Raw genomic sequence first — 15,794 nt, 5'->3', positions numbered from 1 at the left:
ATATAAAATAATTTACCCTCTTATTATTTTGTAGGTGCATTAAATTTTGCTGCTAATTTTTTTGCTTCTGGCAAATACGCTCTAAGTGTTTTAATACGTGTTTGATTAGAAGGGTGCGTACTCATAAATTCTGCTGGAGCTTTTTGTCCTTTTGTTCTTTGGCTCATTCTTACCCAAACTTCGGCAGCTTCTGCACCATTGTAACCTGCCATTAACATAAACACTAAACCTAATTTATCTGCTTCTGTTTCGTGACTTCTACTAAAAGGTAACATTACACCTACTTGAGTTCCTAAACCATAAGCAGTATTAAAAATAGCTGAATTTTTACTATTTCTAGTACCTAAAGCTACTGCTGCTCCACCTAATTGTTGTAATTGCCCAGTAGACATACGTTCTTGACCATGCTTTGCAAAAGCATGTGCTACTTCGTGCCCCATAACCGCAGCAATACCATCTTCATTAGCACAAATTGGTAAAATACCGGTATAAAAAACAACTTTACCTCCTGGCAAACACCATGCATTTACAGTTTTATCTTCTACTAAATTAAATTCCCATTTATAAGAATCTGCTTCAGATTTCATTCCGTTTGCTCTCATAAAACGATCTACAGCTTCTGAAATATTTTTACCTACTTTTTTAATCTCGTTAGATTTAGACACATCTTTAGATAATTTATTTTCTGCTAAAAATCCTTTATACTGTGCAAAACTAGCAGGTAGTACTTGTGCATCACTCACAAAGTTAAGTCGTTTTCTTCCCGTAATAGGCACTGTACTACATTGTATTAAAAATATTGCTACAATTCCTAAGGCTATAATTCTTTTCATTTATTATTGATTTTATTTATTATTGATTGTTTTAGTTAAGACACACTAAAAAATATATTGTCACAAAAGTAGTAAACAAATTGTATGTTTTAAATTTACAAATTCTATCTTTATCTTAAAAATAAATTTCATGAATTTTAAAAGTTCTATTTTATTCTCCCCTAGCTTACTTATACCTAAACCTATTATATTTTTAGCTAAATCGATTCAATTTTTATCCACTGGTTTAACTGCTAAATTTGGAACTAAACTCTTTATTACACCTATAAAATTCTCAATTCCTGAAAGGGAAAAAGTAATGCTAAAAAGCGCACAGAAGAAGACAATAACCATACCTAATATTTCTAAAAAAGTAGAAATATTATCTTATGGATATTCAAAAAAGAAAGTTTTACTTGTACACGGTTGGGCAGGAAGAAGCACTCAGTTGTTTATGATTGCTGATAAACTTTTAGAAAAAGGATACATGGTAATTTCTTTTGATGGACTCAGCCCACGGAAAATCAGAAGGAAAAACAACGATGATGCCTGAGTTTTTAGATGCTATTACAGAAATAGATAAACAATTTGGCCTTTTGAAGCTGCTGTAGGACATTCTTTTGGTGGTATGTGTTTATACAATAGCGTTGCAACCGATTTTAAAATTAATAAATTAGTAACTGTTGGTGCTGCTGATAAAATTTCTGATGTTATTTTAAATTTCACAAAAAACCTAGAAGTTAAACCGATTGTTGCTCGAAAAATGAAAAATATTTTTGATAAGCAATGGAAAATGGATATCGATTCTCATTCGTCAAGTATTGTTGCTAAAAATATAAATATTCCTACTTTAATTGTGCACGATTCTAATGATGGAGACGTACCTGTAAGTTGTGCTATAAATATTCGTCAAAACATATCAAAAGGAAAACTTTTAATTACCAAAGGTTTAGGACACACTAAAATACTTCGTAATAAAAAAGTAACTTCTGAAATTGTAGACTTTATTATTCAATAAATATGAAAAAAATAGTATTTGCCCTCATTTTAATTACACTTGTTAATTACTCAGGAAACGCTCAAAATAAAAAAATATACAAGGTTTCAAAAACAAATACAACATGGAAATCTCTTTTAACGCCAATACAATATTATGTTCTTAGAGAAGCTGGTACTGAGCGTCAAAATTCAAGCTCGTTAAACAAAAACTATAAAAAAGGTACATACGTTTGCGCTGCTTGTAAGACTCCATTATATAAATCTGAACATAAATACGAATCCGGTTCAGGGTGGCCAGCTTTTGATAGAGCCATAAAAAAGAATGTTGAATTAGATATTGATTATAAAATAGGATATGCTCGTACCGAATTAAAATGCAACACCTGTGGTGGTCATTTAGGACATGCTTTTAACGATGGCCAAGAGAAACTACTGGTAAACGACATTGTATTAACGGCGCTGCTTTAGATTTTATCCCAAAGAAATAACTCATTAAAATATTGTAACTTAGAGCTGACTAAAATCAGCTCTTTTTAATGGAAACATCCTATTTATCAAGTATAAAAAAACAATTTGAATACTATAAATCTTTAGGTGATAAAACTTTTATTCAATTAAATAATGATCAGTTTTTTGAATTACCAAATAAAAACAATAATTCTATTGCTATTATAATTAAACATATTGTTGGCAATATGCATTCTCGCTGGACAAACTTTTTAACGGAGGATGGTGAAAAAGAATGGAGAGATAGAGACAGTGAATTTATAAACTCATTTACAACTAAAGAAGAAGTTATTGCTTATTGGGAAACAGGATGGAAAGTTTTATTTGATGCTTTAAATACAATTACTGAAAAAAATTTTGATACCATTATTTATATCAGAAATGAAGGGCATTCAATTACTGAAGCTATAAACCGTCAACTTTGTCATTATTCTTATCATATAGGTCAAATTGTTTTTTTAGGTAAATTGTTAGTAATTGATGAATGGCAAAATTTATCTGTAGCTAAAGGAAATTCAAAAGCATACAATGATGAGAAATTTAGCAAAACAAAATCACGCAAACACTTTACTGAAAACTTATAATGGAAAAAAAGAAATCGTTACTTTATTAGAAGAAAAACATCAAGAATTATTTAATTGGATACATCAACAATCTGAAAATTCTTTTGAAAAAGGCTCTGAAGGTAAATGGACTACAGGACAACATATTGTTCATTTAGTAGATTCAATAAAACAAGTAAACAAAGCGTTGAGTTACCCTAAATTTTTATTGAAGTATAAATTCGGTAGCGCAAATAGAGAAGTTCGTTCTTATGAAGAAGTTGCAAAACGTTATCAAGAGAAGCTTTCTAAAAATCAAGAAAGAGCCAAGAAATTTAATATTGAAGTAAAAACTCCTTCCAAAGCTAATTTTAACCAATTATTAGTAACACTTCAAGTACAAAACAAAAAACTACAACATAAAACGAAACGTTGGAAAGACAAGGATTTAAATTCCCTAATTCTTCCTCATCCATTAATGGGTAAAATGCCTATTAGAGAAATTATTATGTGGACAGGATATCATACCGAGCATCACACTACTATTTTAAAAGAGAAGCATTAATAAATTCAACCTTTATAATTCTTAAAAAATTACAGGCTAAAAAAACTACTTAATTTTATTTATCAATTATTTTTTCTTTAAAAAAGACTAAAAATCTAGCATCTAAAGTCTAACATCTAAAGTCTAATTACTATATTTGTGCCTCTAAAAATGAAGCCGATACATGTTTAATAATTTAAGTGAAAAGTTAGATAAAGCGTTACATACGCTTAAAGGACACGGAAAAATTACTGAAGTTAATGTTGCAGAAACGCTAAAAGAAGTTCGTAGAGCTTTATTAGACGCCGATGTTAACTTTAAGATAGCTAAAGATTTTACTAAAAGAGTACAGCAAAAAGCCTTAGGTCAAGACGTATTAACTACGTTAAATCCTGGGCAATTAATGGTAAAGTTGGTTAAAGACGAACTTACTGAATTAATGGGAGGTGATACTGTTGGTGTTAACTTAGGCGGTTCTCTTAGTGTAATTTTAATGTCTGGTTTACAAGGATCTGGTAAAACTACCTTTTCTGGTAAATTGGCTAATTTCTTAAAAACTAAAAAATCTAAAGAAGTATTATTAGTAGGTTGTGATGTGTATCGTCCTGCCGCTATTAATCAGTTACAAGTTGTTGGAGAACAAATTGGCGTTGATGTATATGCAGAAGTAGAAAATAAGAATCCTGTTGAAATTTCTTTAAATGCAATTAAGCATGCAAAAGCAAACGGTAAGAATGTAGTTATTATTGATACTGCTGGTCGTTTAGCTGTTGATGAAGAAATGATGAATGAAATTTCTAACATTCACAAAGCTGTTAATCCGCAAGAAACATTATTTGTTGTAGATTCAATGACAGGGCAAGATGCTGTAAATACAGCAAAAGCTTTTAATGATATTTTAAACTTCGACGGTGTTGTATTAACCAAATTAGATGGTGATACACGTGGTGGAGCTGCTTTATCGATAAAATCGGTAGTAAATAAACCAATTAAGTTTATTGGTACTGGTGAAAAGATGGATGCTATTGACGTATTCTATCCAGATCGTATGGCAGATCGTATTTTGGGTATGGGAGACGTTATCTCTTTAGTAGAACGTGCTCAAGAACAATATGATGAAGATGAAGCTAGAAAATTACAAAAGAAAATTGCTAAAGATCAATTTGGTTTTGATGACTTTTTAAGTCAAATACAACAAATCAAAAAAATGGGTAGCATGAAAGATCTTGTAGGTATGATTCCTGGTGCAGGAAAAGCCCTTAAAGATGTCGAAATAGAAGATGATGCCTTTACAGGTATCGAAGCCATCATACAATCTATGACTCCGCTAGAAAGAAGTACGCCTTCTTCCATAAACGCAAGTCGTAAGAAGAGAATAGCGAAAGGTTCTGGTACCTCTGTTCAAGAAATAAACCAGTTAATGAAGCAATTTAATCAGATGAGCAAAATGATGAAAATGATGCAAGGTGGTGGCGGAAAAAAAATGATGCAAATGATGAAAGGAATGAAATAATATAAAGAGAAGCTGTGGCTTCTCTTTTTTTTACATATAGGTACTAACAACAATCACAACACAACAACACAATGATTTTACTAGACGGTAAAAAAACATCCGCAGACATTAAGGAAGAAATTGCTCTTGATGTATTAGAGTTAAAAAACAACGATAAAAAAACACCTCATTTAGCAGCCATTATTGTTGGTAATGATGGCGCAAGTTTAACCTACGTTAACGCAAAAGTAAAAGCATGTGATCGTGTAGGTTTTGAATCTTCTTTAATTAGACTTCCTAAAGAAACAACCGAAGAAGAATTACTTAATGAAATTGCTATTTTAAATATCGACAATGATATTGATGGTTTTATTGTACAGCTTCCACTACCCGATCATATTGATGAACAAAAAGTATTAATGGCTGTAAACCCAGATAAAGATGTAGACGGATTTCATCCAACTAATGTTGGTAAAATGGCCTTAAACTTACCTACATTTATCTCGGCTACTCCGTTTGGAATTTTAGAACTGTTAGATCGTTATAAGGTAGAAACTAGTGGTAAAAATGTTGTCGTTATTGGTCGAAGCCATATTGTAGGTAGCCCAATGAGTATTTTGTTAGCTCAAAAAAGAAAAGTAGGAAACGCAACAGTTACTCTAACACATAGTAGAACAAAGAATTTAAAAGAAATTACTTTACAAGCTGATATTATTATTGCTGCTTTAGGTATTCCTGAGTTTTTAAAAGCCGATATGGTTAAAGATAATGTTACTGTTATTGATGTTGGAATTACCCGTGTTGCTGACTCTTCTAAAAAACGAGGTTTTCGTTTAGTTGGTGATGTTGCTTTTAATGAAGTTGCCGAAAAATCAGCATTTATAACTCCAGTTCCTGGAGGTGTAGGTCCAATGACAATAGCAATGTTGTTAAAAAACACCTTACTCGCCTGTAAAAGAAATGATTTATAATAAGTAAAAAAACTCCAAACAAATGTTTGGAGTTTTTTTTAAAATAAAATACTTATCTCTTTATTTGTTGCCAATTCAATAGGTGTTGTATCTTTTTGAAATAAACGTGCAGATAAACTTCCTTTTAAAATTATTGAATCTCCACTTACCTCTAACCAACTCCCCTCTCGTAAGCCTAAAACCGAAGTCGTGTTAAACACATGATACTCCTTTATTCTTGTTTCTCTAGTTTCGCCCATATGTGTAGAGCCCTCTATCGGATCTAAATAATGAGCATTTATATTAAAAGGAATAAACGCTAACGTTTTAAAACTTGGCGGATATACAATTGGCATATCGTTAGTATTCATCATTGTAACTCCGCAAATATTACTTCCTGCACTAGTTCCTAAATACGGTATTCCGCTTTCTACAGCTTGTTTTAATGCTGTAATTACATCCTTTTTATATAATTGATTCACCAATTCAAAAGTATTTCCTCCACCTGTAAAAATTCCTTCAGCTTGTTTTAGTGCTTCCTTCGGATTATCAAATTCGTGAATCCCTTTTACTTTTTTATCAATCGTAGCAAAAGCTTTTTTAGCAATAGCTGTGTACTCGTCATAACTTATTCCGCCTGGTCTTGCATAAGGAATAAATAAAATAGTTTTCGCTTCTTTAAAAAAAGTAGCAAGCGTTGGTAATATATATTCTAAATATCCGCTTCCGTGAATCGTTGATGTACTAGCTATAATAATTTTTTTCATACCTCAAATTAACAAAAATTTACCATCCTTTTAAAACATTTTTAAGACAAGTAGGTGGTTTCTTTGTAAAATGAAGAAGATTCTATTTTTATTATGTTACTTAACATCACTAATTATGGTTGCTCAAAACAATACTAAAATTGTTTCTGGAACCATCTATTTAGATAGTTTAGCATTAGAAGACGTACATATTATCAACCCGAAATTATACATCGGTTCGATTTCTAATAAAAAAGGACGTTTTGAAATTCTTGCTGCAAAAGGTGATGTTTTAATCATTTCTCATTTAAACTTCGAATATAAAGAACATGTTATTACAGAGGATGATTTAAAATCGAAAGAGATTAATATTCATTTAGATAGTAAAACTTATATGTTAGATGAAATTGTTCTTAAAAAAAAGAAAGGGATTTTTGAAGTCGACAAAGACATACTAATATACAAAGGTCCAATTGTTAATGCACACACATTAAAGTTACCCTACGCCAAAAACAAGAAAATTAAAAATGAAAAAACGATAGCTATTAAGTCTGGTGTAGCTGTTAATATAGATGGTCTTCTAAATACTTTAAACGGAAAAATAAAACAAAAAAAGGTATTAAAAAAATTAAAAATAGAAGATAAAAACATTGTTAAAATAAGAAAGCATTTTACCGATGGCTTCTTTATTCATCAGCTGAAAATATCAAAAGAAAACATCAATCCGTTTTTAGAATTTTGCATCTCAAAAGGTATTATTAATTTATATAGAAAAGATAAATTTTTAGAACTTACCACTGTTTTATTGGATAATAGTAAAAACTCTCCGTATCTTTTACATAAAGAAAACACGCGAGTTACTCAAAAATAAATCTATGAAAAAACAACTACTCTTGCTTTTATTTTTTTTAACTGTTACTTTTAAAATCATTTCTCAGGAGAACCGGAAATTTTTATATGCTACTATAAAAGATAAAGTCGGAGCAGTTGCTAACGCACACATCATTAACAAAAAAACAAACCAAGGAACTTATACTAATGAAGAGGGAGAGTTTAGAATTTTAGCAAAAGTTAATGATTCCTTACAAATATCATTTGTTGGTTATAAAACAACCTTTTTAATTGTAAAAATTAAACATTTCGGAATGTTTAAAAACAATATTTATTTAGAAAAAGAAACGCTTGAATTAGATGAAATTATTTTAAAAAAACACAATTTAGAAGGTGTTTTATCAATAGATATAAAACAAACTCCTGAAAATAAAATTAATAAAATAGTTGCCAATTTAGTTAATGGCATAAAAAATATAGATTTTGAAAAAATTACAACTAATAAAATTGATGTTATAGATCGTTCTAAAGCACCTGACATGCAAAAACAAACTGATCCTACTGCAAAATTTGCAGGTGTAGGCGGTGGTTTTAGTGAAGGCATTGATCAACATGCTGCAGAAAAAAGAAGGCTTCGAAAAGAGATTAAATATAAAGAAAATTTCCCTGAAATGTTAATATCAGAATTTGGTGAAAAATTCTTCTTTGTAGATTTAAAAATTCCAAAAGAAAAATATCATCATTTTTTAGCATACTGTAATCCGTTAGCTATAGAAAATTTATATAAAAAAGGCAACATATTAGAAGTGATAAAAATAATACGACAAGAAAGTGAAAGCTATTTAAAAGTTATAAATTTACCGAATGAATAAACGGTTACTCTTTCTTGTTTTATTAATTTCTTTTTTAAAAGCTCAATCTCAAGAAAACCGAAAGTTTTTGTATGCTGATGTAAAAGATAAAGTTGGCCATGTTTTTAATGCACATGTGGTTAACTTAAACACAAAACAAGGAACTTTCACCAATGAAAGCGGTGAATTTAGAATTTTAGCAAAACAGCACGATTCTTTACAAATATCTTTCGTTGGTTATAAATCAACCCTTTTAATTGTTAATTTACATCATTTCGGAATACAAAAAAACACTTTCGAATTAGTAAAAACAGCATTTGAGCTAGATGAAATATCAATTAAGAAAAATAATTTATTAGGTTATTTAACTTCAGATAGCAAGAACATAAAAATCGAGAAAAAAATAGATGCTAAAACACTAAAACTTCCTTATGCTGGATCTAGAATTCTTACACCAGCCGAAAGAAGGTTATATACAGCAATGGGCGGAAGAAATTTACTCTCTATAGATTACATAATTAACAGTATTTCGGGACGAATAACCAAACTTCGAAAACTTAAAACTATTGAAAGTTTAGAAGTAAAAGTAAAAAATTTAAAAAACACGTATTCTAAACACATTGTAAAAGAGTATCAAATCAAAGAATCAGACGTTTATAAGTTTATTTATTTTTGTACTGCGGATGAACATTTTAATCAGGTTTATAATTCAGGTGATATAAATATGATTCTTTTTTTAAAAAAGAAATCCGAAGTATTTAAAAAATTACATTCAAACAATTATAATTAGTATTTTGGCGCAATAATTGGTCTTTAAGAATTATGAAAAAAATATTTATCCTATTATTTATCCTTCCACTATTCTCTTTTAGTGTTCACAAATACTATATTTCTTTAACTGAAATCGAATACAAAGAAAAAACACAATCTGTTCAAATGATTATGAATGTTTTTATTGATGATATAGAAACTGCTATTAATAAAGACTATAATGTAGATTTACAATTAACTACAAAAGATGAGTTTAAAAAAGTTGATGAACTTTTCTTAAATTACTTGCAAAAACACTTTAAAATTAAAGTTAATAATAACGATGTAACTTATAATTTTATAGGAAAGGAATACGATGGTGATATTGTTTATTTTTACTTAGAAGTAGAAAACATAAAAACTTTAAACTCCATTGAAATACAAAATGATGTATTAGTAAACCATTTTCCTGAACAACAAAACTTAATAAAAACAGCTCACAAGAGCTTATTTTTAGACAAAAAAAATGATAAAGGTTTGTTAAATTTTTAACATTCTTTAACAATATCTATCACTTATCATTACTTTTAAATTTACTTAAACAACAACTTAAATATAATGAAGAAAACTATTTTATTCGTTTTTTCTCTTTTCTTGGTAGCAACTACTGCTTTTGCTCAGCAAATTACTAAAGAAGGACATACGAATCAAAACAAATTCAGACAATTAAAGCAAGAATTACCAACGCCAAATAACCAACATACGGCTTCGGGGGCTCCTGGTGTAAAATATACACAACAAAAAGTTGATTATACAATGGATATCGTATTGAATGACGATAAACAAAGTATTACAGGTAATGAAACTATTACATACCATAATAATTCTACCGACGAATTAACTTATTTATGGGTGCAATTAGATCAAAATATGCGAGCAGCAGATTCTAAAACTCCAGACATCGCTCCTACTAAAATTCGTGAAAAATTGCCTAAACGTTTTTATGACAGAGCTTTTCCTGAAAAAGCTTTTGATGGTGGATTTAAAATTACAAGTGTTACCAATGCAGACGGAACAAAATTATCGCACACCATTAATCAAACAATGATGCGTATTAATTTAGCGCAACCATTAGCCTCTGGCGATACATTTAAGTTTAATATTAACTGGTGGTACAACATCAATAACCACAGAACTCAAGGTGGTAGATCTGGTTACGAACATTTTCCTAAAGACAATAATAACAATTATGTAATCGCACAATTTTACCCAAGATTATGTGTGTATGATAATGTTGAAGGCTGGCAAAACGATCAGTTTTGGGGAAGAAGTGAATTTGCTTTAGAATTTGGAGATTTTAATGTAAACATTACTGTTCCTGCAGATCATATGTTAGGTGCAACAGGTGTGTTGTTAAATAAAAAAGATGTTTTTTCTAAAACTGAATTAAAAAGAATTGAAAAAGCAAGAAAAACTTTCGACAAACCTGTTATTATTAGAACTCAAAAAGAAGCTGAGAAAATTGAGCAAGGACGTTCTAAAAAAACAAAAACTTGGAAATTTAAAGCTACCAATGTAAGAGATTATGCTTTTGCTACTTCAAGAAAATTTATTTTCGATGCAATGGCTGTTGATATTAATGGTAAAACAGTAATGGCTGAATCTTTATACTCTAAAGAAGCAAATCCGTTATACGGAGATCATTCTACCAGAGCTGTAGCACAAACATTAAAAACATATTCGAGATATACGTTTGATTATCCGTACCACAAAGCAATTTCTGTTGACGGACAAATGGGAATGGAATATCCACAAATTTGTTTCAATCCAGGAAGACCTGATCTTGCTGATGGAGGTTATTCTGATAGAATAAAATATAGAATGGTAAAAGTTACAATTCACGAAGTTGGACATAACTTTTTCCCGATGATTGTAAATTCTGATGAACGCCAATGGACATGGATGGATGAAGGTTTAAACTCTTACATGGAAATGTTAGCAGAATTAGATTACGACAAAGATTTCCCTATTACAAGAGGTTATCCAAAGAATATTGTAAAATATATGAGTGGTAATCAAGCCAGAATTGCCCCAATTATGTCTAAAGGAGATAATGTGTATAGTTTTGGTAACAACGCTTACGGTAAACCTGCAACTGCCTTATGGATTTTAAGAGAAACCATTATGGGAAAAGAATTATTTGACCATGCATTTGCTACCTACTCTAAAAGATGGAAATTTAAACACCCTACTCCTGCTGATTTCTTTAGATCGATGGAAGATGCTTCGGCAATGGATTTAGATTGGTTTTGGAGAGGATGGTTTTACACAACAGATGTTACTGATATTGGTGTAAAAGGTGTTAAAAAATTCTATACAACTAAAAATAAAGATGCATCAGTAAACTTTATTGAAGATACTTCTAAAGGTTTAGGTTTCTCTAAAAAACAAAGTAAATATCATTACGAAATTACCTACAACAAACCTGGTGGCTTAGTAATGCCTATTATTGTTGAGTTTACTTACAAAGACGGAACAAAAGAAAAGAAAACATATCCTGCACAAATTTGGAGGTATAATGATAAGCAAGTTACAAAAGTATTTTCTTCATCAAAAGAAGTACAAAGTATTACAATTGATCCTGATTTAGAAACTGCTGATGTAGATACCTCTAACAACAGTTGGCCTAAAAAGACCGCAACTAAATTCGATAAATTTAAGAATAAGGTTAAAGGTTAAAATAAATATATTTAAAGTTAAAAGCGGTACAAGGTAATTGTACCGCTTTTTTTTGTACTTAAATTGTATAAAAGTTTGTTAAAATTTTAACAAACACTGTTTTCTAGTTATCAAAATTCAGTAACTTTCCACATATTTTTAACTCAATCAAACAAAAATGAAAAAATACGCTACGCTATTACTTTCAGCCCTTTTTGTTTCTGCATCAATATTTGCACAAGAAGCACCAAAAAAAGAGCCTCAAAAAGGTCATACCGATCAAAACAAATTTCGTCAACTAAAAGACGTTTTGGCTACTCCAAACGATCAAAGAACTGCTTCTGGAGCTCCTGGACACCAATACACGCAACAAAAAGTTGATTATGTAATGGATATTCGTTTAGACGAAAAAAATGACAGAATTTATGGTAATGAAACAATTACATATCATAATAATTCTAAAGATGTTCTAGAATATTTATGGGTGCAGTTAGACCAAAATATGCGTGCTCCAGATTCTAAAACTCCATTAGCAAAATCTAAAGGAGCTAGCGGTTTTCAAACACCAAAGCAGTTTGTAAGCAGTAATATGGATAAAGCAAAAGATTTTGGATACAAAATTGAAGCTGTTAAAAATGCAGATGGTACAGATTTATCTCATACTATTAATCGTACTATGATGCGTATTAATTTACCAACGCCTTTGGCTTCTGGTGAAGTTTTTAAATTTAAAATTAAGTGGAATTATTTAATTAATGATATTAATGCAGACGGAGGTCGTTCTGGTTTAGAAAAATTTCCTGATGGAAACAAAAACTATACTATAGCACAGTTTTTTCCTCGTTTAGCAGTTTATGATAATGTTGAAGGTTGGCAAAACATGCAGTTTTGGGGTCGTTCTGAATTTGCTTTAGAATTTGGAGATTATGATGTTAAAATTACAGTTCCTGCAGATCATATTATGGAAGCTACAGGTGAATTACAAAACGAAAAAGAAGTTTTAACTAAAAAACAACGTAAGCGTTTTGAAAAAGCAAGAAAATCTTTTAAAGATCCAGTAATGATTGTTACGCAAGCTGAAGCTGAAGTAACTGAAAAAGGTCGTGCTACAAAAACAAAAACTTGGCATTATAAAGCAAACAGTATACGTGATTATGCTTTTGCTTCTTCAAGAAAATATATTTGGGATGCCATGGCAACCAATATTAACGGAAAAACAGTAATGGCTATTTCTTTATATCCTAAAGAAGGAAACCCATTATGGGAAGAACATTCTACAAGAGCAGTTGCTACAACACTTGTTGAATATTCTAAATTAACGTTCGACTATCCGTATTCTAAAGCAATTTCTGTACATTCAGAAAGACAAGGAATGGAATATCCTATGATTTGTTTCAACTTTGGTAGACCAAACCCTGATGGAACTTATTCTGATAGAACTAAAAAAGGAATGATTGGGGTTATTGTTCACGAAGTTGGACACAACTTTTTCCCAATGATTGTAAACTCAGACGAACGTCAGTGGACTTGGATGGATGAAGGTTTAAACTCTTTTGTTGAAATTTTAGCTGAAGATGTATATGATCCTGTATTATTTGCTTCAAACCCTGCAAAAGATATTACAAGATATATGGGCGGAGATCAAAGTAATATCTCTCCAATTATGTCTCAAGGAGATTACGTAAAGCAATTCGGATCAAATGCATACTCTAAGCCAGCTGCTGGTTTATATATGTTACGTAAAACAATTATGGGATCATGAATTATTTGATTATGCTTTTAGAACTTACTCTAAAAGATGGATGTTTAAACACCCAACTCCTGCTGACTTCTTTAGAACAATGGAAGATGCTTCGGGAATGGACTTAGATTGGTTTTGGAGAGCTTGGTTTTACACAACTGATTATACTGATATTGGTATAAAAGAAGTTAAACCTATGTATTTAACTGATAAACCAAACGAAAGAACAAAAAAATTACAAAAGCAATACCCTGGTTACTTTGCACGTTTAGGTAAATTAATTTTCTTAACAACCAACAAAGAAGAAGCGAATTCTTCTGATGTAGAAACATATATTAATGGTTTATCTGCTGATAAAAAAGCAAATTTAAAAACATTACCTAAGTTTATGTATCAAGTTGAATTTGAAAAGCCTGGTGGAATACCAATGCCTATTATCGTTGAATTAACCTATGCAGATGGTACTAAAAAACGTGAAACGTTTCCTGCTCAAATTTGGATGAACAATGACAATAAAGTATACAGAGTATTTTCTTCTGCTAAAGAAGTTACAAACATTACTGTAGATCCAGATTTTGAAACTGCAGATGTTGATACTTCTAACAATAGCTGGCCTAAGAAAACCGCTAACAAGTTTGATAAATTTAAGAATAAAGTAAAAAATTAGTAATTTACTTTCGTTTATATATACAAAAAACCCGCTATAAAAGCGGGTTTTTTATTTTTGTAAGTTATTTACTACTTTCTAAATAACTTATTAATTTCATCTAATGTTAATAATTTAGATTCTGTAAGCACATCTGGTTCTCTACTAACATATTGTTCTATTTGCAATTTAATTACTCCTTCATCTCTTTCATATTTCAAATAAACAACATCTCCATTTGCTTTAATTTGGTATTTACTTCCTGCAGCTTCTTCAAAACCTCTTACCATAATTTGGTGTAACTTATCTGCATCGTTATCTACGTTTTTAAATGTAAAAGACACATATTCATTTATAGGATTATTGATGTTTTTATAAAATAAATTATACGCTTCATCTCCTATTTTCTCTAAATAAACAAATTCTACTCTACCAACAATTTCAACTCTTGCTGTTTCAATTAATTCAATTTGAGAATACGAAGCAACAGAAAGAAATAATGTTGCTATAAAAAATAGTTTTTTCATAAATATTAAGGTTTAAAAGTTTGCTATAAATATAGTTTGATTCTAATTAAAAAGAATAACGTTTTAATAAATAAAAAATTATGTATTGATACAGAAACAAAAGGTACTTAAATTAAACCAATAAAGTACTACTCTAAAAAACCTTGTTCTTTCATCCAAGTATCAGAATAAATTTTATTCATGTAACGCGAACCATGATCTGGTAAAACAACCACAACAACACTATTTTCATCAAAATAGCCTTTCGCCGCATATTGTTGCGTAGCTAATACAACCGCACCTGAAGTATATCCGCAGAATAAACCTTCTGCTTTAACCAATTCTCTTGATTTAAGTGCTGCTTCTTTATCCGATACTTTTTCATAAACATCAATTACATCAAAATCGGTTGCTGTAGGTATTAAATTTTTTCCTAGCCCTTCAATTTTATAAGGTGCTATTTCATTTTCATCAAACTCACCTGTTTCATGATATTTTTTTAAAACGGAACCAATAGCATCTACTCCCAACACTTTTATATTCGGGTTCTTTTCTTTTAAGTATTTACCTGTTCCAGAAATTGTTCCTCCTGTTCCGCTGGCAATAACAACATGAGTTACCCTACCTTTTGTTTGTTTCCAAATCTCAGAGTAAGTGCTTTTATAATGAGCCTCTATATTTAACTCATTAAAATATTGGTTGATATAAATAGATCCTGGATTTTCTTTGTGTAACCTTTTTGCTACTTCATAATACGAACGAGGATCATCAGCAGGAACATATGCAGGACAAACATGTACCTGTGCTCCCATTGATTTTAACATATCTATTTTATCTTGTGATGATTTATCACTTACTGCCAAAATACATTTATAGCCTTTTATAACACTAATCATAGCTATTGAAAAACCTGTGTTACCTGAAGTCGTTTCAACAATAGTATCCCCTGGCTTTAAAATCCCTTTTTTCTCAGCGCTTTCTATAATATGTAATGCAATTCTGTCTTTTGCAGAATGCCCAGGGTTAAAAGCTTCTATTTTTGCATAATATGTACCTAAAAGACCTTTTGTTATTTTAGCTAACTTTACCATAGGGGTTTGCCCTATTAAATCTAAAATTGAATTGGTAATACCTTTATGTCTGTTCATTGCTGTTATAA

The 15,794-nt window shown here is 30.4% G+C and carries 15 protein-coding genes and 2 pseudogenes; 13 read left to right on the top strand and 4 right to left on the bottom strand.

Annotated elements, in window-relative coordinates:
- Positions 1-23: 23 nt before the first annotated feature.
- Positions 24-833: a M48 family metallopeptidase gene (locus PG912_RS06030; RefSeq protein ID WP_275688859.1), complete on the bottom strand. Its 810-nt coding sequence runs from the start codon at positions 831-833 to the stop codon at positions 24-26.
- Positions 834-963: 130 nt separating this feature from the next.
- On the opposite strand from PG912_RS06030, the gene PG912_RS06025 reads away from it, so the two are divergent.
- From PG912_RS06025 to folD, 7 genes and pseudogenes are all read left to right on the top strand, one after another.
- Positions 964-1,365, top strand: a complete 402-nt coding sequence (locus PG912_RS06025) for a hypothetical protein (protein ID WP_275688858.1) — start codon at positions 964-966, stop codon at positions 1,363-1,365.
- Between the two features lie 75 nt (positions 1,366-1,440).
- Complete coding sequence (locus PG912_RS06020; RefSeq protein ID WP_275688857.1) at positions 1,441-1,830, top strand: alpha/beta fold hydrolase; 390 nt, start codon at positions 1,441-1,443, stop codon at positions 1,828-1,830.
- A 2-nt stretch (positions 1,831-1,832) separates the two neighbouring features.
- A pseudogene (gene msrB / locus PG912_RS06015) lies at positions 1,833-2,299 on the top strand (peptide-methionine (R)-S-oxide reductase MsrB).
- Between the two features lie 48 nt (positions 2,300-2,347).
- Positions 2,348-2,902, top strand: coding sequence for a DUF1572 family protein (locus tag PG912_RS06010; protein WP_275688856.1), 555 nt, complete (start codon positions 2,348-2,350; stop codon positions 2,900-2,902).
- Positions 2,850-3,425, top strand: coding sequence for a DinB family protein (locus tag PG912_RS06005; RefSeq protein WP_275688855.1), 576 nt, complete (start codon positions 2,850-2,852; stop codon positions 3,423-3,425). The genes PG912_RS06010 and PG912_RS06005 overlap by 53 nt, the downstream gene beginning before the upstream one ends.
- 163 nt (positions 3,426-3,588) lie before the next feature.
- The gene (gene ffh, locus PG912_RS06000; RefSeq protein ID WP_260585733.1) at positions 3,589-4,917 is read left to right on the top strand and encodes a signal recognition particle protein; all 1,329 of its coding nucleotides are present in this window, start codon (positions 3,589-3,591) and stop codon (positions 4,915-4,917) included.
- 71 nt (positions 4,918-4,988) lie between these two features.
- The gene (gene folD / locus PG912_RS05995) at positions 4,989-5,867 is read left to right on the top strand and encodes a bifunctional methylenetetrahydrofolate dehydrogenase/methenyltetrahydrofolate cyclohydrolase FolD (RefSeq protein ID WP_275688854.1); all 879 of its coding nucleotides are present in this window, start codon (positions 4,989-4,991) and stop codon (positions 5,865-5,867) included.
- A gap of 38 nt (positions 5,868-5,905) precedes the next feature.
- Here folD and pepE read toward each other — a convergent pair whose 3' ends face one another.
- Positions 5,906-6,613, bottom strand: a complete 708-nt coding sequence (gene pepE / locus PG912_RS05990) for a dipeptidase PepE (protein ID WP_260585735.1) — start codon at positions 6,611-6,613, stop codon at positions 5,906-5,908.
- A gap of 70 nt (positions 6,614-6,683) precedes the next feature.
- Between pepE and PG912_RS05985 the strand changes: the two genes are divergently transcribed.
- From PG912_RS05985 to PG912_RS05960, 6 genes and pseudogenes are all read left to right on the top strand, one after another.
- Complete coding sequence (locus PG912_RS05985; protein ID WP_275688853.1) at positions 6,684-7,463, top strand: carboxypeptidase-like regulatory domain-containing protein; 780 nt, start codon at positions 6,684-6,686, stop codon at positions 7,461-7,463.
- A gap of 4 nt (positions 7,464-7,467) precedes the next feature.
- Complete coding sequence (locus PG912_RS05980) at positions 7,468-8,295, top strand: carboxypeptidase-like regulatory domain-containing protein (RefSeq protein WP_275688852.1); 828 nt, start codon at positions 7,468-7,470, stop codon at positions 8,293-8,295.
- A complete protein-coding gene (locus PG912_RS05975; RefSeq protein ID WP_275688851.1) occupies positions 8,288-9,064 on the top strand; it encodes a carboxypeptidase-like regulatory domain-containing protein in 777 nt (258 codons plus the stop codon). Before PG912_RS05980 ends, PG912_RS05975 begins: the two co-directional genes overlap by 8 nt.
- A 32-nt stretch (positions 9,065-9,096) precedes the next feature.
- Positions 9,097-9,576, top strand: coding sequence for a DUF6702 family protein (locus PG912_RS05970; RefSeq protein WP_275688850.1), 480 nt, complete (start codon positions 9,097-9,099; stop codon positions 9,574-9,576).
- A 66-nt stretch (positions 9,577-9,642) separates the two neighbouring features.
- Entirely contained in the window at positions 9,643-11,763 is a 2,121-nt protein-coding gene (locus PG912_RS05965) for a M1 family metallopeptidase (RefSeq protein ID WP_275688849.1), read from the top strand.
- A gap of 157 nt (positions 11,764-11,920) precedes the next feature.
- Positions 11,921-14,150: pseudogene (locus PG912_RS05960) on the top strand (M1 family metallopeptidase).
- Positions 14,151-14,221: 71 nt separating this feature from the next.
- Here the strand turns inward: PG912_RS05960 and PG912_RS05955 are convergent.
- Positions 14,222-14,656, bottom strand: a complete 435-nt coding sequence (locus PG912_RS05955) for a hypothetical protein (protein WP_260585742.1) — start codon at positions 14,654-14,656, stop codon at positions 14,222-14,224.
- Between the two features lie 128 nt (positions 14,657-14,784).
- The gene (locus PG912_RS05950) at positions 14,785-15,783 is read right to left on the bottom strand and encodes a PLP-dependent cysteine synthase family protein (RefSeq protein ID WP_275689019.1); all 999 of its coding nucleotides are present in this window, start codon (positions 15,781-15,783) and stop codon (positions 14,785-14,787) included.
- Between the last annotated feature and the right edge of the window lie 11 nt (positions 15,784-15,794).

It is taken from the genome of Tenacibaculum retecalamus (genome assembly GCF_027941755.1).
Taxonomy (GTDB): domain Bacteria; phylum Bacteroidota; class Bacteroidia; order Flavobacteriales; family Flavobacteriaceae; genus Polaribacter; species Polaribacter haliotis_B.
The sequence above is the reverse complement of the archived record's forward strand: the minus strand, read 5'-3'. Positions and strand labels throughout refer to the sequence as shown.

What these genes read in the sequence shown, in the direction of transcription:
- PG912_RS06030 (WP_275688859.1), bottom strand. Translation starts at nt 833, where the DNA reads ATGAAAAGAATTATAGCCTTAGGAATTGTAGCAATATTTTTAATACAA.
- PG912_RS06025 (WP_275688858.1), top strand. Translation starts at nt 964, where the DNA reads ATGAATTTTAAAAGTTCTATTTTATTCTCCCCTAGCTTACTTATACCT.
- PG912_RS06020 (WP_275688857.1), top strand. Translation starts at nt 1,441, where the DNA reads ATGTGTTTATACAATAGCGTTGCAACCGATTTTAAAATTAATAAATTA.
- PG912_RS06010 (WP_275688856.1), top strand. Translation starts at nt 2,348, where the DNA reads ATGGAAACATCCTATTTATCAAGTATAAAAAAACAATTTGAATACTAT.
- PG912_RS06005 (WP_275688855.1), top strand. Translation starts at nt 2,850, where the DNA reads ATGAGAAATTTAGCAAAACAAAATCACGCAAACACTTTACTGAAAACT.
- ffh (WP_260585733.1), top strand. Translation starts at nt 3,589, where the DNA reads ATGTTTAATAATTTAAGTGAAAAGTTAGATAAAGCGTTACATACGCTT.
- folD (WP_275688854.1), top strand. Translation starts at nt 4,989, where the DNA reads ATGATTTTACTAGACGGTAAAAAAACATCCGCAGACATTAAGGAAGAA.
- pepE (WP_260585735.1), bottom strand. Translation starts at nt 6,613, where the DNA reads ATGAAAAAAATTATTATAGCTAGTACATCAACGATTCACGGAAGCGGA.
- PG912_RS05985 (WP_275688853.1), top strand. Translation starts at nt 6,684, where the DNA reads ATGAAGAAGATTCTATTTTTATTATGTTACTTAACATCACTAATTATG.
- PG912_RS05980 (WP_275688852.1), top strand. Translation starts at nt 7,468, where the DNA reads ATGAAAAAACAACTACTCTTGCTTTTATTTTTTTTAACTGTTACTTTT.
- PG912_RS05975 (WP_275688851.1), top strand. Translation starts at nt 8,288, where the DNA reads ATGAATAAACGGTTACTCTTTCTTGTTTTATTAATTTCTTTTTTAAAA.
- PG912_RS05970 (WP_275688850.1), top strand. Translation starts at nt 9,097, where the DNA reads ATGAAAAAAATATTTATCCTATTATTTATCCTTCCACTATTCTCTTTT.
- PG912_RS05965 (WP_275688849.1), top strand. Translation starts at nt 9,643, where the DNA reads ATGAAGAAAACTATTTTATTCGTTTTTTCTCTTTTCTTGGTAGCAACT.
- PG912_RS05955 (WP_260585742.1), bottom strand. Translation starts at nt 14,656, where the DNA reads ATGAAAAAACTATTTTTTATAGCAACATTATTTCTTTCTGTTGCTTCG.
- PG912_RS05950 (WP_275689019.1), bottom strand. Translation starts at nt 15,783, where the DNA reads ATGAACAGACATAAAGGTATTACCAATTCAATTTTAGATTTAATAGGG.